Source organism: Kumtagia sp., assembly GCF_059502445.1.
The window spans coordinates 202618-218583 of record NZ_JCACER010000107.1 but is presented as its reverse complement, the minus strand read 5'-3'; the positions used below and the strand labels follow the sequence as shown (position 1 = coordinate 218583).

General features: G+C 67.1%; 14 protein-coding genes. 10 read left to right on the top strand and 4 right to left on the bottom strand.

Translation table 11 applies throughout. From position 1 onward, the window contains the following. Window positions 1–17: 17 nt before the first annotated feature. The 3 genes from scpA to AC5JDC_RS28770 all read right to left on the bottom strand — a co-directional run bounded on the left by scpA (window position 18) and on the right by AC5JDC_RS28770 (window position 5895). Complete coding sequence (gene scpA, locus AC5JDC_RS28780; RefSeq protein WP_495846908.1) at window positions 18–2150, bottom strand: methylmalonyl-CoA mutase; 2133 nt, start codon at window positions 2148–2150, stop codon at window positions 18–20. A gap of 199 nt (window positions 2151–2349) precedes the next feature. Continuing rightward, entirely contained in the window at window positions 2350–4353 is a 2004-nt protein-coding gene (locus AC5JDC_RS28775) for an acetyl-CoA carboxylase biotin carboxylase subunit (protein ID WP_495846906.1), read from the bottom strand. Window positions 4354–4362: 9 nt separating this feature from the next. Continuing rightward, on the bottom strand, window positions 4363–5895 hold the full coding sequence (locus tag AC5JDC_RS28770) for an acyl-CoA carboxylase subunit beta (RefSeq protein ID WP_495846904.1): 1533 nt from the start codon (window positions 5893–5895) through the stop codon (window positions 4363–4365). A 222-nt stretch (window positions 5896–6117) separates the two neighbouring features. Here AC5JDC_RS28770 and AC5JDC_RS28765 point away from each other — a divergent pair, with 222 nt between their 5' ends. The 3 genes from AC5JDC_RS28765 to AC5JDC_RS28755 all read left to right on the top strand — a co-directional run bounded on the left by AC5JDC_RS28765 (window position 6118) and on the right by AC5JDC_RS28755 (window position 9473). After that, window positions 6118–7530, top strand: coding sequence for a helix-turn-helix domain-containing protein (locus tag AC5JDC_RS28765; RefSeq protein WP_495846902.1), 1413 nt, complete (start codon window positions 6118–6120; stop codon window positions 7528–7530). A 155-nt stretch (window positions 7531–7685) separates the two neighbouring features. Further along, window positions 7686–8837: a transporter substrate-binding domain-containing protein gene (locus AC5JDC_RS28760; RefSeq protein WP_495846900.1), complete on the top strand. Its 1152-nt coding sequence runs from the start codon at window positions 7686–7688 to the stop codon at window positions 8835–8837. Window positions 8838–8849: 12 nt separating this feature from the next. After that, window positions 8850–9473 (top strand): ANTAR domain-containing response regulator, encoded by a 624-nt coding sequence (locus AC5JDC_RS28755; protein WP_106770517.1) that lies wholly within the window; start codon window positions 8850–8852, stop codon window positions 9471–9473. Here AC5JDC_RS28755 and AC5JDC_RS28750 read toward each other — a convergent pair. Further along, a complete protein-coding gene (locus AC5JDC_RS28750; RefSeq protein WP_495846897.1) occupies window positions 9454–9615 on the bottom strand; it encodes a hypothetical protein in 162 nt (53 codons plus the stop codon). The two genes, AC5JDC_RS28755 and AC5JDC_RS28750, sit on opposite strands and share 20 nt — an antisense overlap. Window positions 9616–9966: 351 nt before the next feature. On the opposite strand from AC5JDC_RS28750, the gene AC5JDC_RS28745 reads away from it, so the two are divergent. From AC5JDC_RS28745 to AC5JDC_RS28715, 7 genes are all read left to right on the top strand, one after another. Further along, window positions 9967–11205 (top strand): transporter substrate-binding domain-containing protein, encoded by a 1239-nt coding sequence (locus AC5JDC_RS28745; RefSeq protein WP_495846895.1) that lies wholly within the window; start codon window positions 9967–9969, stop codon window positions 11203–11205. A 72-nt stretch (window positions 11206–11277) separates the two neighbouring features. After that, on the top strand, window positions 11278–12168 hold the full coding sequence (urtB, locus tag AC5JDC_RS28740; RefSeq protein ID WP_106770519.1) for an urea ABC transporter permease subunit UrtB: 891 nt from the start codon (window positions 11278–11280) through the stop codon (window positions 12166–12168). A 2-nt stretch (window positions 12169–12170) separates the two neighbouring features. Then, the gene (gene urtC, locus AC5JDC_RS28735) at window positions 12171–13277 is read left to right on the top strand and encodes an urea ABC transporter permease subunit UrtC (protein ID WP_495846893.1); all 1107 of its coding nucleotides are present in this window, start codon (window positions 12171–12173) and stop codon (window positions 13275–13277) included. A 47-nt stretch (window positions 13278–13324) separates the two neighbouring features. Next, entirely contained in the window at window positions 13325–14074 is a 750-nt protein-coding gene (urtD, locus tag AC5JDC_RS28730) for an urea ABC transporter ATP-binding protein UrtD (RefSeq protein ID WP_495846955.1), read from the top strand. Then, complete coding sequence (urtE, locus tag AC5JDC_RS28725) at window positions 14067–14762, top strand: urea ABC transporter ATP-binding subunit UrtE (protein WP_495846891.1); 696 nt, start codon at window positions 14067–14069, stop codon at window positions 14760–14762. Before urtD ends, urtE begins: the two co-directional genes overlap by 8 nt. Before the next feature lie 58 nt (window positions 14763–14820). Beyond that, window positions 14821–15273 carry an urease accessory protein UreE gene (gene ureE / locus AC5JDC_RS28720; protein ID WP_495846889.1) on the top strand — a complete coding sequence of 151 codons (453 nt, stop codon included), beginning with the start codon at window positions 14821–14823 and terminating at the stop codon, window positions 15271–15273. Beyond that, a complete protein-coding gene (locus tag AC5JDC_RS28715) occupies window positions 15270–15956 on the top strand; it encodes an urease accessory protein UreF (protein ID WP_495846887.1) in 687 nt (228 codons plus the stop codon). The genes ureE and AC5JDC_RS28715 overlap by 4 nt, the downstream gene beginning before the upstream one ends. Window positions 15957–15966: the final 10 nt, after the last annotated feature.

Genomic DNA, 15966 nt, shown 5'->3' with positions numbered 1-15966 from the left:
ACGGCTCCGGACGCGCGTCACATGTTGCGGCGCCTGCCCTCCAGAAGGTCGAGCACGCCGCGCGCCGCGTCGAGCACATTGGTGCCCGGTCCGAACACCGCGGCAACGCCGTGATCGAGCAGATAATGGTAGTCCTGGCGCGGGACAACGCCGCCGACCACCACGACGACGTCCTTCGCGCCGCGCGCCTTCAGCGCCTCGACAAGCTGCGGCGCCAGCGTCTTGTGGCCAGCCGCCAGCGACGACATGCCGACCACATGCACCTTCGCGCCGATCGCCAGGTCGGCCGCCTCCTGCGGCGTCTGGAAAAGCGGGCCGGCGATCACCTCGAAGCCGATGTCGCCGAAGGCAGACGCGATGACCTTGGCGCCACGGTCGTGGCCGTCCTGGCCGAGCTTGGCGACGAGCAGCCGCGGCGTCTCGCCGAGCACGGACGCGACATGCCGCAGCCGCGACACCAGCGTCTCGTATTCCGGCTCGCCTGCATAGGACTGGCCGTAAACGTTGCGCACCACCTTCGGCACGGCCGAATGATCGCCGAAGACTGTTCGCATGGCATCCGATATCTCGCCGAGCGTGGCGCGCGCCCGGGCGGCCTCGACCGCGGCCTCCAGCAGGTTGCCCGCGCCGCCGGCCGCTACATCGCCGAGCACGGCAAGTGCGGCGTCGACCCGCGCGGAGTCGCGCCGGCGCTTCGTCTGCTCGATGCGGGCTACCTGCGCCTCGCGCACCGCCCTGTTGTCGATGTCGAGGATGTCGATGTGGTCTTCCTGCTCCAGCCGGTACCTGTTGACGCCGACGATCACCTCGTCGCCGCGGTCGACGGCCGCCTGGCGGCGGGTCGCCGCCTCCTCGATCAGGCGCTTCGGCAGGCCGTCGTTGACGGCCTTGGTCATGCCGCCCATCGCCTCGATCTCCTCGATCAGCGCCCACGCCTTTTCGGCGAGCTCGCCGGTCAGGCTCTCGACGTAGTAGGAACCCGCCAGCGGGTCGACCACCCGGGTCACCCCGGTCTCGTGCTGCAGGATGAGCTGCGTGTTGCGGGCGATGCGCGCCGAAAATTCCGTCGGCAGCGCGATCGCCTCGTCGAAGGAATTGGTGTGCAGGCTCTGCGTGCCGCCGAGTGCGGCGCTCATCGCCTCGAAGGCGGTGCGCACGATGTTGTTGTAAGGATCCTGCTCCTGCAAGGACACGCCAGAAGTCTGGCAGTGCGTGCGCAGCATCAGCGACGACGCCTTCTTCGGCGAAAACTCCTCCATGATGCGCGTCCACAACAGCCGCGCCGCGCGCAGTTTCGCCGCCTCCATGAAGAAGTTCATGCCGATGGCGAAGAAAAACGACAGCCGCCCGGCGAAATCGTCGACATCGAGGCCCTTTTTCAGCGCCGCCCGCACATATTCGCGCCCGTCGGCCAGCGTGAAGGCCAGCTCCTGCACCAGCGTCGCCCCGGCCTCCTGCATGTGATAGCCGGAGATCGAGATGGAGTTGAACTTCGGCATCTCCTTCGCCGTATAGGCGATGATGTCGGCGACGATGCGCATCGACGGTTCCGGCGGGTAGATGTAGGTGTTGCGGACCATGAACTCCTTGAGCACGTCGTTCTGGATGGTCCCGGAAAGCTTTTCGCGCGAGACGCCCTGCTCCTCGCCGGCGACGATGAAATTCGCCAGGATCGGGATCACCGCGCCATTCATGGTCATCGACACCGACACCTGGTCGAGCGGGATGCCGTCGAACAGGATCTTCATGTCCTCGACCGAATCGATCGCCACGCCGGCCTTGCCGACGTCGCCCTCGACGCGCGGATGATCGCTGTCGTAGCCGCGGTGGGTGGCGAGGTCGAAGGCGACCGACACGCCCTGCTGGCCGGCGGCAAGCGCCTTGCGGTAGAAGGCGTTGGAGGCCTCCGCCGTCGAGAACCCCGCATATTGCCGGATCGTCCACGGCCGGCCGGCATACATGGTGGCACGCGGCCCGCGCACGAAGGGTTTTTCGCCCGGCATGCTGCCGAGATGGTCGATGCCGGCAAGATCCTCGGCGGTGTAGAGCGGCTTGACGGCGATGCCCTCCGGCGTCTGCCAGACGAGCTTTTGCGGGTCTGCCCTGATCTCCTTCTCGGCGAGGGCGCGCCACTTTTCGAGATCGGTCATGCGGAGCGCCTCCGGCCGGGCGCCGATCCCTCCCCCTTGAGGGGAGGGTGGCTCGCGCAGCGAGCCGGGTGGGGTCGCTTCGGCAGTGCTCGACCCAATTCGTTCAGTGACGCCGAGCGGGAGGAGAGGACCCCACCCGGCCGGACTTCGTCCGGCCACCCTCCCCTCAAGGGGGAGGGAACGCCAATCGCTGCGGCCATCACGCGAACTCCATGATCAGCTCGTCGACGGCGAGGCTCGTGCCGGCCGCGGCGGCGATGCGCTTGACCGTGCCGCGGCGCTCGGCGCGCAGCACGTTCTCCATCTTCATGGCCTCGACCGTGGCGAGCGCCTGGCCGGCCTCCACCGCGTCGCCTTCGGCGACCATGATCGAGGTGACGACGCCCGGCATCGGGCAGAGCAGCATTTTGGACGTGTCCGGCGGCGCCTTTTCGGGCATCAGCACGGCGAGTGCTGCCACGCGCGGCGAGCGCACGCGGGCGACCGCGTCGATGCCGCGCCAGCGCAGCCGCCAGCCGCTGCCGGCGGCTGCGACCTTGACGCCCATCGGCTCGCCGCCGACGACGAAGCGGGCGTGGCTGCGGCCGGGCAGCCAGTCGCTCGCCACCGCAAGCGGGGCGCCGTCGCCGACCGGCACAAGCATGCCTGCATCGTCGTCATGCACGGCGACATCGAAGGCGCGGCCGGCAATCGTCACAGACCAGTCCCCGGCCACGGCGCGGCGGTGGTTGGCCAGCGCGCCGGATATCTGCACGGCGCGCCGCTCGGCGCGCACGTGGACGAACGCCGCCACCGCCGCCAGCTTGCGCGCCTCCTCGTCCTCCGGCGTCACGCCGCCGAACCCGTCGGGAAACTCCTCGGCGATGTAGGCGGTGGTGAGCCGCCCCTCACGGAAACGCTCCTGCTGCATCACCGCCGACAGGAAAGGAAGATTGTGGCCGATGCCCTCCACCTCGAAGTCGTCGAGCGCGGCGCCCATCGCCTCGATCGCCGCCGGCCGGTCGGGGGCCCAGGTGCACAGCTTTGCGATCATCGGGTCGTAATACATCGAGATCTCGCCGCCCTCGAACACGCCGGTGTCGTTGCGCACGACCGTGCCGTCGTCGCGCCGTCCTTCGGCAGGCGGGCGATAGCGCGTCAGCCGGCCGATCGAGGGCAGGAAGCTGCGGTAAGGGTCTTCGGCATAAAGGCGGCTCTCGATCGCCCAGCCCGACAGCGCCACGTCCTCCTGGCGGATGGCCAGCCTTTCGCCGGCCGCAACCCGGATCATCTGCTCGACCAGGTCGAGGCCGGTGACCAGCTCCGTCACCGGATGCTCGACCTGCAGGCGGGTGTTCATCTCGAGGAAATAGAAGTTGCGGGCGCCGTCGACGATGAACTCGACCGTGCCGGCCGAAAAATAGCCGACGGCCCTGGCGAGCGCCACCGCCTGCTCGCCCATCGCTCTGCGGGTCGCCGCATCCAGGAAGGGCGACGGCGCCTCCTCGATGACCTTCTGGTTGCGACGCTGGATCGAGCATTCGCGCTCGCCGAGATAGATCAGGTTGCCGTGCCGGTCGCCGAGCACCTGGATCTCGATGTGGCGCGGATCGGTGACGAATTTTTCGATGAAGATGCGGTCGTCGCCGAAGGAAGACTTCGCCTCGTTGCGCGACGACTGAAAGCCCTCGCGCGCTTCGGCGTCGTTCCAGGCGATGCGCATGCCCTTGCCGCCGCCGCCGGCCGACGCCTTGATCATAACGGGATAGCCGATGTCGCGCGCGATGCGCACCGCCGCCTCCGCGTCGTCGATCAGCCCCATATGGCCGGGCACCGTGCTGACGCCGGCGCCGGCGGCTATCCGCTTGGAGGTGATCTTGTCGCCCATCGCCTCGATGGCGCCGACCGGCGGACCGATGAAGGTCACCCCAGCCTCCTTCAGCGCGTCGGCGAAATGCGGATTCTCCGACAGGAAGCCGTAGCCCGGATGCACCGCATCGGCGCCGCTCTTGCGGACGGCGTCCAGAATCCTGTCGATGACGATGTAGGATTTTGAGGACGGGGACGGGCCGATATGCACGGCTTCATCAGCCATCTTCACGTGCAGCGCCTCGCGGTCGGCGTCGGAATAGACGGCGACGGTGGCGATGCCGAGCTTTCGTGCCGTCCTGATGACCCGGCAGGCGATCTCGCCGCGATTGGCGATGAGGATCTTCTTGAACATGTCAGGCCCTCACAGCGGCATGGTGTCGTGCTTCTTCCAGCGCTGCTCGGCCGTCTTGCCGCGCAGCGCTGCGAAGGCCCGGGCGATGCGCCGGCGCGAGGAATGCGGCATGATCACCTCGTCGATGAAGCCGCGCTCGGCCGCCACGAACGGATTGGCGAAACGCTCCTCGTAGTCCTGCGTGCGCCGCGCGATCTTCTCCGCATCGCCGAGTTCCGAGCGGTAGAGGATCTCGGTCGCGCCCTTGGCGCCCATCACCGCGATCTCGGCGCTGGGCCAGGCATAGTTGACGTCGGCGCCGATGTGTTTCGACGCCATCACGTCATAGGCGCCGCCATAGGCCTTTCGGGTAATCAGCGTCACCATCGGCACGGTCGCCTGGCTGTAGGCGAACAGCAGTTTTGCGCCGTGCCTGATGACGCCGCCATATTCCTGGGCGGTGCCGGGCAGGAAGCCGGGCACGTCGACCAGCGTCAGGATCGGGATCGAGAAGGCGTCGCAGAAGCGCACGAAGCGCGCCGCCTTGCGCGAGGAATCGATGTCGAGGCAGCCGGCCAGCACCATCGGCTGGTTGGCGACGACGCCGACGGTCTGGCCCTCGATGCGCAGGAAGCCGGTGACGATGTTTTTGGCATAGGCTTCCTGGATCTCGAAGAAGTCGCCCTCGTCGGCGATCGCCAGGATCAGCTCCTTCATGTCGTAGGGCTTGTTGGCGCTGTCGGGGACCAGCGTGTCCAGCCGCATCTCCAGCCGCGACGGATCGTCGAAGAACGGCCGCACCGGCGGCTTCTCGCGGTTGTTGAGCGGCAGGAAGTCGAACAGCTTGCGGATCGCCTCCAGTGCCTCGACGTCGTTTTCGAAGGCGCCGTCGGCGACGGAGGATTTCTGCGTGTGCGTGCGCGCGCCGCCGAGTTCCTCCGCCGTCACGATCTCGTTGGTGACGGTCTTCACCACGTCGGGACCGGTGACGAACATGTAGGAGGTGCCGCGCACCATGAAGATGAAGTCGGTCATGGCGGGCGAATAGACGGCGCCGCCGGCGCAGGGCCCCATGATCACCGAGATCTGCGGGACGACGCCAGAGGCGTCGACGTTGCGCCTGAACACCTCGGCGTAGCCGGCCAGCGAATCCACGCCCTCCTGGATGCGCGCTCCGCCGGAATCGTTGAGGCCGATCACCGGCGCGCCGTTGCGCACGGCCATGTCCATGATCTTGCAGATCTTCTTCGCGTGCGTCTCCGACAGCGAGCCGCCGAGCACGGTGAAATCCTGCGAGAACACGTAGACGAGGCGGCCGTTGATGGTGCCCCAGCCGGTCACCACGCCGTCGCCGGCGATCTTCTGCCCGGCCATGCCGAACTCGGTCGCCCGGTGCGTGACGTACATGTCGTATTCCTCGAACGAGTCCTCGTCGAGCAGCACGTCGATACGTTCGCGGGCGGTGAGCTTGCCCTTGGCATGCTGGGCGTCGATGCGCTTCTGCCCGCCGCCGAGGCGGGCCTCGGCCCGCCGCTGATCGAGCTGCTCGATGACGGCGCGCATCAGCGGCCGGCCCTCGGCCCGGGCGCCTGCCCGGCCGGAACGACCACTGCGAGCGGCACCACCGCACCCCCGATGGCGAATGCGTCATACAAGCTCACTGGCGGCCCTCCGTAACTCCCGGTTACGGTTGCCCCTATCGCCAAATCGCTCGCGTCAGAACGCTTGAACAGGTGCAAAAGTGTGCTGTATAAAGTTGCAAACTCCACTTTGCGAATTTGCGACATGGCGCCTCCGAAACTCTATATCGGCCGCAAGATCCGCGAGCTGCGCCAGGCCGCCGGCCTCACCCAGGTGCAGTTCGCCGAGCGTCTCGGCATTTCGACGAGCTATCTCAATCAGATCGAGAACAATCAGCGGCCAGTCTCGGCCGCGGTGCTGCTGGAGCTTGCGGAAAAGTTCCAGATCGACCTGTCCGACATTGCGCAGACCGACAGCGACCGCATGCTGTCGGCCTTGTCGGAGGCGCTCACCGACCCGCTGTTCGACAGCCACAGGCCGACCTTGCAGGAGCTGAAGCTGATCACGCAGAACGCGCCGTCCCTGGCGCGCGCGCTGATCTCAAGCCACCAGGCCTATCGCCGCGCCAGCGAGCAGCTGGTCAGCCTCGACGACACGCTCGGCCGCGGCGTTTCGGCGGCCGAGCCGACGCCGTATGAGGAGGTGCGCGACTTCTTCCACTTCGTCGACAACTATGTGCACGACCTCGACGTTGCCGCCGAAAAGCTCGCTATGGACCTCGGCCTGCCCGATCGCGAGGCCGGCGCCGCGCTTGCCGACCATCTGGAGACGCGGCATGGCGTGCGCGTTGTCCGCTCCGGTCCGGGCGAGGATTTTTTGCGCCGCTACGACCCGGCGTCGCGGACCCTGTTCCTGAACCCCTATTCGCCTGCAGCGACGCGCACCTTCCAGACGGCGTTCCAGATCGCGGCGCTGGAGATGGAGCCGCCGATCGCCGGGATCGTGGGAAAGGCCGGCTTCCGCTCGGCCGAGGCGGCGGAGGTCTGCAAGATCGGCCTCAAGAACTATTTCGCCGGCGCGCTGGTGCTGCCCTACCAGTCCTTCATGAGCGCGGCCAGGGAGCTGCGTCACGATCTCGAACTGCTCGCCGCCCGCTTCGGCGCCAGCCTCGAGCAGATCGCGCACCGTCTGTCGACCTTGCAGCGCCCGGGCCTGAAGGGCGTGCCGGTCTTCTTCGCCACCATCGACCGCGCCGGCAACATCACCAAGCGGCATAGCGCGGCGAAGCTGCAGTTCGCCCGCTTCGGCGCCGCCTGCCCGCTGTGGAACGCCCATCAGGCCTTCGAGGCGCCCGGCCGCATCGTGCGGCAGCTCGCCGAGACGCCGGACGGCGTGCGCTATCTCAGCGTCGCCACCGAAATAACCAAGAGCGGCGGCGGCTACCGCGCGCTCCACCGGTCCTATGTGATCGCGCTGGGCTGCGAGATCTCCTATGCCGGCGATTTCGTCTATGCGGACGGACTGGACAGGGACAGCCGCGCCGCCTTCGACCCGATCGGCATCTCCTGCCGCATCTGCGAGCGCCAGAACTGCCCGCAGCGCGCCGTCCCGCCGCTCAAGCGGCGGCTGAGCATCGACCACAATGTGCGGACGTCGCTGCCCTATTCGATGGTTTAGGGTCTCGACAGCGCGTTGCGTTTTCGATGCCGCCGCTATACGCTCGCCTCAGGAAACAGTGCCGTTTCCCTTTCTCCCCGCCCGCTCAGATTCTTCCGGCAACGCTGCTGACGGGCGCCTATCGTTGACTCGCGTTTTGGGCAGGTGAGCAGACCGTGACGAATGGTGACTGGCGAATTGGCGTTCTGTTCTCGCGCAGCGGCGTGACCGCCGCCGCTGAGATCGCCGAGGCGAACGCGACGCTGCTGGCGACCGAGGAGATCAACGCCGCCGGCGGCGTGCTCGGCCGGGCCATCCAGCCGGTCTTCTACGATCCGCAATGCTCGCCGAAGAAATATCGCGAGCTGGCGGTGCGCCTGCTCACCGAGGACGGCATAAAATTCATCTTCGGCTGCTACATGTCGACGGCGCGCAAGGCCGTGCTGCCGGAAATCGAGGCCTATCGCGGGCTGCTGTTCTACCCGACCTTCTACGAAGGTTTCGAATACTCGACCCGCTGCTTCTACACCGGCTCGTCCTCCAACCAGAACGCCGTGCAGCTGGCGCGCTATCTGATCGAGACCTTCGGCAAACGCTTCCTGCTGGTCGGGTCGAACTACGTATTCCCCTACGAATACAACCGGGTGGTCACCGACCTGGTGACGCGGGCGCGCGGCAGCGTGGCCGACGAGATCTACGTTCCGGTCGAAGCCACCCGCAGGGATTTCGAGAAGGTCGTCCGGCAGATCCGCAAGCTGAAGCCGGACGTCGTCGTCTCCAACGTCGTCGGCACCGGGGCGGCGCTGCTCTACGAGGCCTACCGGGAAGCCGGCTTCGATCCCCTGACGATGCCGATCGCCAGCCTGTCCACCACCGAGGCCGAGGTGGCGGAGATGCATCCGGAGATCGCCGCCGGGCACCTCACCGCCGCCTCGTTCTTCGAGACGCTCGACACGCCGGAGGCGCGGCGCTTCGTTTCCGCCTTCAAGCGCCGCTTCGGCGAGGCCGCGCCGGTCACGGCGAGCGCCGAGGCCGCCTATTTCCAGGTGCATCTCTATGCGAAGGCGCTGGAGATGGCCGGCGGCAACGAGCCAGAGGCCGTCGCGCGCCACCTTGCCGGGCTGGAATTCGACGCGCCGCAGGGACGGGTCCGCATCGACCCGGACAACCACCATACCGAGCTTTGGTCGCGCATCGGCCGCATCAACGCGGAAGGCAAGTTCGACATACTCTGGCAGTCCGAGGCCAGGGTGAAGCCGGACCCGTATTTCGTCACGGCGTCCTACGACGACTGGATGGGCGCCGTGCAATCCAGAAGCATGGCGTGACGGATTGCTCCGGTGGCGGTGAACATTCTTCGCGATCTGAAGGGGCTGCGGGTCCAGGTCATCCACCCGCCGGACCCGGAAGGCGTGGCGCTGGTCGAACATCTCCGGCGCATCGGCTGCACTTGCGAGACCACCTGGCCGCTGCCGGACGCCATCAGCCCGGCCGCCGCCGTGGTGCTCGTCGCCATCGAGCAGGAGAACCGCGAAAAAATCCTCAAGCTGTTCCGCCCGATCGAGCCGTCGGACCCGGCGCTGCTGGCGGTCGTGTCGTTCGAGGATCCCGGCACGCTGCAGGTCGTGCTGGAATGCGGCGCGCTGGCGGTGATCGAGCGGCCGATCCGCCCGTTCGGGCTGCTGACCAATTTGACGATCGCCCGCGCGCTGTGGCTGGAACGGCAGGGCGCGGCCAAGCGCATCCGCAAGCTCGAGCGCAAGCTCGCCGGCAACAACCGCATCCTCAAGGCGAAGAGCATCCTGATGGAGACGCAGGGGCTGAGCGAGCAGGCCGCCTATGAGAGCATCCGCCGGCAGGCGATGGCCAAGCGTGTCCCGATGGACGATCTGGCGAGCGCCATCATAAATGCACATGAACTCTTGACGTTCAGGGACACCGTGCCTACAGTGAAAAATAATTGACGTTCAGTGAAGTTTGAACGTCGATTGTGGTGCCCGACAGCGTCGTCGGCACCGTGAGGCTGGGTAGCCCGCAAGCTCCGGACAGGAGTTGGCGGGCTTTTTGTTTTTCGGCCTGTCCGACAGTGTCGTTGGCGGCCGTCATGCTGAACCGATCTGCCGAACCGCGTCCGCTGGCCGGTCGCGCATGACCTTGTGCTTGCCTGCGCAGGTGCTGCGCAAATGCGCCTTCGGACGAGTGTGCGGATGGCCGAACGCCGAAATATCCGGGGTTTTTGGGAGAATTCCGGGGCGTTTTGGAAAAATTCCAGGAGGTTTTTCGGAGAAAAAGCAGGCGATTTTCGCGGGAAAGCAGCCGAATTCGGCGGTTTTTTTAGGAGCACGGACGCGCGAAGAGCCGGAAGGTTTCCTGAGCCGGTCGCCTCGCCAGCAAACCGCGACCGGACAATCCACAAGAACGAAGCGTCAAAGACGGCGCAAAACGAGGGGTACTACGATGCAGAACAGACGGACATTCATCAAGGCGAGCGGACTGGCGGCAATGGGCCTGGCTGCGCCGGCGATCCTGCGCCTCGACGGCAGGGCCTGGGCGGCGGACGAGATACCGGTGGGAATCATGTATTCCCTGACGGGGACCACCGCCATCGTCGAGAAGTCGATGAACCAGTGCGCGCAGATGGCGATCGCCGAGATCAACGCGAAAGGCGGCGTGCTGGGCAAGCAGTTGAAGCCCATCATCGAGGACCCGGCGTCGGAGCCGCGCATCTACAGCGAGAAGGCCCGCAAGCTCGCCATCGAGGACCAGGTGCCGGTGATCTTCGGCTGCTACACCACGGCCAGCCGCAAGGCGGTGCTGCCGGTGGTCGAGCGGCGCAAGGGCCTGCTGGTTTGGCCGACCTGGTACGAGGGCGAGGAGTGCTCGAAGAACGTGCTCTACGCCGGCTCGGCGGTGCCCAACCAGCAGCTCGAGAACTCGCTGCCCTGGCTGAAGAACCTTGGCAAGAGCAAGCTGTTCATCGTCGGCTCCGACTACGCCTTCCCGCGCGGCATGGCCAAGACCTCGAAGACGATCTGCCAGGGCATCGGCATGGAGGTGGTCGGCGACGAATACCTGCCGCTCGGCCATACCGAATGGGCCTCGATGGTGTCGAAGATCGGCTCCAGCGGCGCCGACGTGATCTTCTCCAACGTCGTCGGGGATTCGATCGTGGCCTTCTATCGCGAGCTGCGCAACCAGGGCTACGACTTCGAGAAGCTGCCGCTCTGCTCCTCGACCACCACCGAGGTCGAGATCAAGGCGATGGGTCCTGAATACGCCCAGGGCAGCTACGTCTCGCTGCCCTATTTCCAGACCGTCGACACGCCGCAGAACAAGGTGTTCGTCGAGGCGTTCAAGGCCTATGCCGGCGCCGATGCCGTCACCCACGCCGCCATGGAAGCCGTCTATATCGGCGTCAACATGTGGGCGATGGCCGCCGAAAAGGCCGGCGACGTGTCGCCCGAGGCGGTGGTGGCGAATGCCGGCGGCCTGTCGTTCGACGCGCCGCAGGGCAAGGTGACGATCGACCCCGAGAACCTGCACAGCTACCTGACCCCGCGCATCGGCAAGACCCGTGCCGACGGCCTGCTCGACATCGTCGACCAGTATCCGGAGCCGCTGCTGCCGCTGCCCTATTCGAGCGTCGGCGAGACCGCTGAAAAGCGCATCTGCACCGCCGGCGGCGCCGTGCTGTAACGCCTTTCGGCAGGACACCGGGCCGGCGCGGTCGACCGCGCCGGCCCGAATTTCGGGTCAGGTGGAAGCGGCATGGAAACATTCGTCATCGGACTGAGCATCGCCTCGATCCTGTTCATGGTCGCGCTGGGCCTGGCGATCATCTACGGGACGATGAAGGTCATCAATCTCGCCCATGGCGAGATGGTGATGATCGGCGCCTACGTCACCGTGCTGGCGACCAAGCATCTCGGCTTCAACCTTTATCTCTGCCTGCCGCTGGCGTTCCTGGTCACTGCCGGCTTCGGCCTGGTGATCGAGCGCACCGTGGTGCGCCGGCTCTACGGGCGGCTGCTCGACACGCTGCTGGCCACCTGGGGCATCGCGCTGATCCTGCAGCAGCTCATCCGCATCCATTTCGGGCTCGGGCTGTTCGGCATCCATATCGACGGCCTCGGCTCCGACCTGCAGAACGTGCCGGTGCCGGGGGAACTCCAGCAGACCCTGCATTTCCTCGGCGCCAACATCCCCGTCTACCGGGCGTTCATCTTCGTCGTCGCCCTGCTGCTCGGCGCCGTCACCTGGTGGCTGATCTATAGGACGCGCTTCGGCAGCCAGCTTCGCGCCGTCTCGGTGGCGCGCAACACGGCGGCGGCCTGCGGCGTCAACGACAAGCGCGTCAACATGCTCGCCTTCGCCTACGGCTCGGGCCTCGCCGGCATCGCCGGCGTGCTCGTCTCCGGCTTCAAGACCGTCTCGCCGGACATGGGCACGCCCTATGTCGTCGACGCCTTCCTGGTGGTGGTGGCCGGCGGCGTCGGCCATCTCGCCGGCACCTTCCTCTCCGCCGGCATCCTCGGCGAGGTGCAGAGCTTCGTCGCCATGTGGCTGAACGACGTCTACGGCCGCACCGTGCTGTTCGCCGTGGTCATCCTCATCCTCCTCTTCAAGCCGCAGGGCCTGTTCGTGAGCAGGAGCCGCTGACCATGGACGAGCGCATGAAACACCGCACCGCCACGATCGCCGCCTACCTGCTGTTCTTCGCCGTGATCTTCGCCCTTCCCTTCTTTCTCAACAGCTTCTGGACCAACCGCGTCGCCACCTACCTCGTCTATTCGATCTGCGCAGTCGGCATCAGCCTGTCGTGGGGCTATGCCGGCATCCTCAGCCTCGGCCAGGGTCTCTTCTTCGGCATCGGCGCCTACATGCTGGCGATGTCGCTGACGCTCGCCGTGCCGGAGAACAACCCGGTGCCGGAGCTGATGCTGCTCAACATGCAGCCGGACGCGGTGCGCGACCTGTGCTGCGTGACGCCGGGCTCGTTCCTGTGGATTCCGTTTCGCTCGGTAGCGTTCGGCATGATCGCGGCCATCGTGGTGCCGTGCGTACTTGCCGCCGGCCTCGGCTACGTCATGTTCAAGCGGCGCACCACCGGCGTCTACGTCAGCATCATCACGCTCGCCTTCGCGCTGATCGGCCAGCTGCTGATCATCAACAACCAGCCGCTCACCGGCGGCTTCAACGGGCTGGCCAACCTCGCCTGGCTCGAGATCGGCGGCTTCGAGTTCGACCCCTACGGGCCGAGCATCTACTACCTCGTCGCCGGCACGCTGCTGGCGGTGGTGCTGGTGTCTCGCGCCATGCTGTCGGCGCGCATCGGCCAGGTGCTGAAGGCCGTCCGCGAGGACGAGGCACGGGCGCGTTACCTCGGCTACGACGTCGAGAACTACAAGCTCTTCATCTTCTGCTTCTCGGCCGGCGTCGCCGGGCTGGCCGGCATGCTGTTCACGCTCACCGCCGAGTTCGCCTCGCCATCGCTGATGGCGACGTCGTTCAGCATCTCGATGGTGATCTGGGCCGCGACCGGCGGGCGGGCGTCGCTGCTGGGTGCCTGCATAGGCGCGCTGCTCGTCAATTTCGTCGGCTCGGTCGCCAGCGAGAGCCCCGCCTTCCAGCCGGTCTGGCCGATCGTTCTCGGCGGTCTGTTCGTGTTCGTCGTGCTGGTCATGCCGAACGGCATCGCCGGCATCGTCAAGGACCTGATCGGGCGCTCCGGCAAGGCCCGCGCCGTCGGACGGGAGGTATACCCTTGAACGCCGTCGCGAACGTCAGCCGCCCGGCAGCCGTGCCGATGGCGGCGATGCCCATCCTGCAGGCGAAGAACCTGACCGTACGCTTCGACGGCTTCCCGGCGGTTCGCGACGTCGATCTCGCCATCGCCGACGGCGAGCTGCGCGTCATCATCGGGGCGAACGGCGCCGGCAAGTCGACGCTGCTCGACCTGTTGTGCGGCAAGATCCTGCCGTCGGAAGGCGAAATCTGGCTGCGCGAACGCAACATCACCGGCATCGGCGAGGCGGCGATCGCACGCAGCGGCCTCGGCCGGAAATTCCAGACGCCGACCGTGTTCAAGGAGATGACGGTGCTGGAGAACCTGCAGGTCGCCAGCAACCGGCGCGTGCGCGTGTTCGAAAACCTGTTCGACTGGCTGCCGTCGCGCCCCAGCGACAAGGAAGCGGCGGTGGCGGAGCGCACCGGCCTGCTCGGTGCCATCAACCGCAGGGCCTCCGAGCTGTCGCATGGGCAGTTGCAGTGGCTGGAACTCGCCATGGTGCTCAGCCAGGATCCGAAGATCGTCCTGCTCGACGAGCCGGCCGCCGGCATGACGGCCGCCGAGACCGACAAGACGGCCGAACTGCTGCTCGACCTCGCCGGCAGCCATACGGTGCTGGTCATCGAGCACGACATGGCCTTCGTGCGCCGCATCTGCCGCACCATCACCGTCATGCACCAGGGCGCGGTGTTGGCCGAGGGCACTGCCGCCGAGATCGAGTACAATCCGGCGGTGATCGAGGCCTACCTCGGATCGGCGGGTCTCAGCCATGCTTAAATTCAGGAAGCTCAACGCGTTCTACGGAACCAGCCACATCATCCACGATCTCGATCTCGACATCCGCAAGGGCGAGACCTTCTGCCTGCTCGGCCGCAACGGCGTCGGCAAGACGACGCTGCTGCGCAGCCTGCTCGGCATCGACGTGCGCACCACCGGCACCATCGAGTTCGACGGCGCCGACATCAGCGCGACGCCGACGCACGAGCGGGCGCGACGCGGCGTCGGCTATGTGCCGCAGGGACGCGAGATCGTTCCCGGCCTCAGCGTGCTCGACAACATCCTGCTCGGCTGCAACGCGCGCACCGACGGGCAGATGACGGTGCCGCAGCTCGTCTGGTCGCTGTTCCCGTTCCTGAAGGACCATCTCGGGCGGCGCGGCACCAATCTGTCGGGCGGCCAGCAGCAGCAACTCGCCATCGCCCGCGCGCTGGCGACCGATCCGTCCGTCCTCGTGCTCGACGAGCCGACGGAAGGCATCCAGCCCAATATCGTCGAGGACATCGAGAAGGCGATCGTCTCGCTCAACCGCGACCACGGCCTGACCATCATCCTGGTCGAGCAGAAAATCCGCTTCGCGCGCACCGCCGCCCACCGCTTCGCCATCCTGGAGAAGGGTCGGGTCGCCGCGGCCGGCACCGCGGCCGATCTCAGCAACGACCTCATCCACAGGCACATGGGCCTGTAGCGCCGCAACGATCGGCGTCGAAGCAACGGCGCCGCAGACCGCAGAAAGGGTGGAGAAAATGCTTCGCGTCGACAGCCTCCTCGGAGCCAGCACCGATCACAGCCTGCACGACCGGCTGCACCATATGGAACATCGCGGCGCAGTCGAGGTGGTCAAGATCGCCGTGGCCGATCTCGACCGGCGCCGCCTGCTGGCGCGCACCGAGAGGGGCGAGGAGGTGGCGATCACGCTGCCGCGCGACCAGAAGCTGTTCGACGGCGCGGTGCTGCTGCTCGACGAATCCCGCGCCATCGTCGTGCGCGCCGGCGAGCAGCGCTGGCTCAGGCTGTCGCCTCATTCGGCGAGCGACGCGCTGGAGCTCGGCTACCATGCCGGCAATCTGCACTGGCGGGTGCGCTTCGACGGCGACGACCTGCTGGTGTCGCTCGACGGGCCTGCCGCGATCTATGCGGCGCGCATCGAGCCGATGATCGAAGGCGGGCGGGTCACCGTCTCCGAGGAGAGCGAATGAGCGCGGCCGGCGACCTCGGCCTGCTGGTGGCGCTGCAACACGGCGACAGCCAGTTTCCGTCCGGCGGCTTCGCCTTCTCGCAGGGACTGGAGGCGTCGTCGCAACTGGCGGAGCGGCTCGGCGCCTTCGACTTCGCCGGCTTCGTGCAGGCGCAGATCAGGCATCGCTGGGCGGAGGCCGACCGCGTCGCCATGGTGCGCGCGCACCGGCTGCGCGGAGACCTCGCCAGGCTGGCGGCGCTCGACCACGAGGTCGAGGCCTCCACCCTCATCGAAGGTCTGCGCGCCGGCTCGCGGCGCAACGGCGCTGCGCTGCTGACCACCCACGCCCGCATCGGCACGCCGGGGGCCGCCGCCTACCGCGCCATGCTGCGCGACGGCGCCGCCCCCGGCCATCTCGCGGTGGTGCAGGGGCTGCTGTGGCAGGCGCTCGGCCTCGACGAGGCGACCGCGGTGGCGATCTCCGGCTACCAGGCGGCCGCCTCGCTCGCCACCGCGGCGGTGCGGCTCGGCCTGGTCGGCGCCATCGAGGCGCAGGCCGAACTCGCCCGTATGCTGCCGCTGATCGAGACCGGCAGCGCAGCACCCGTCGCCGACGACGAGCCGATCCGTTCCTTCATTCCGCTGGCCGAGATCGCGGTTGCCCTGCACGGCGCCGCCGGCCAACGGCTGTTTTCCAACTGAGGAGGCCCCG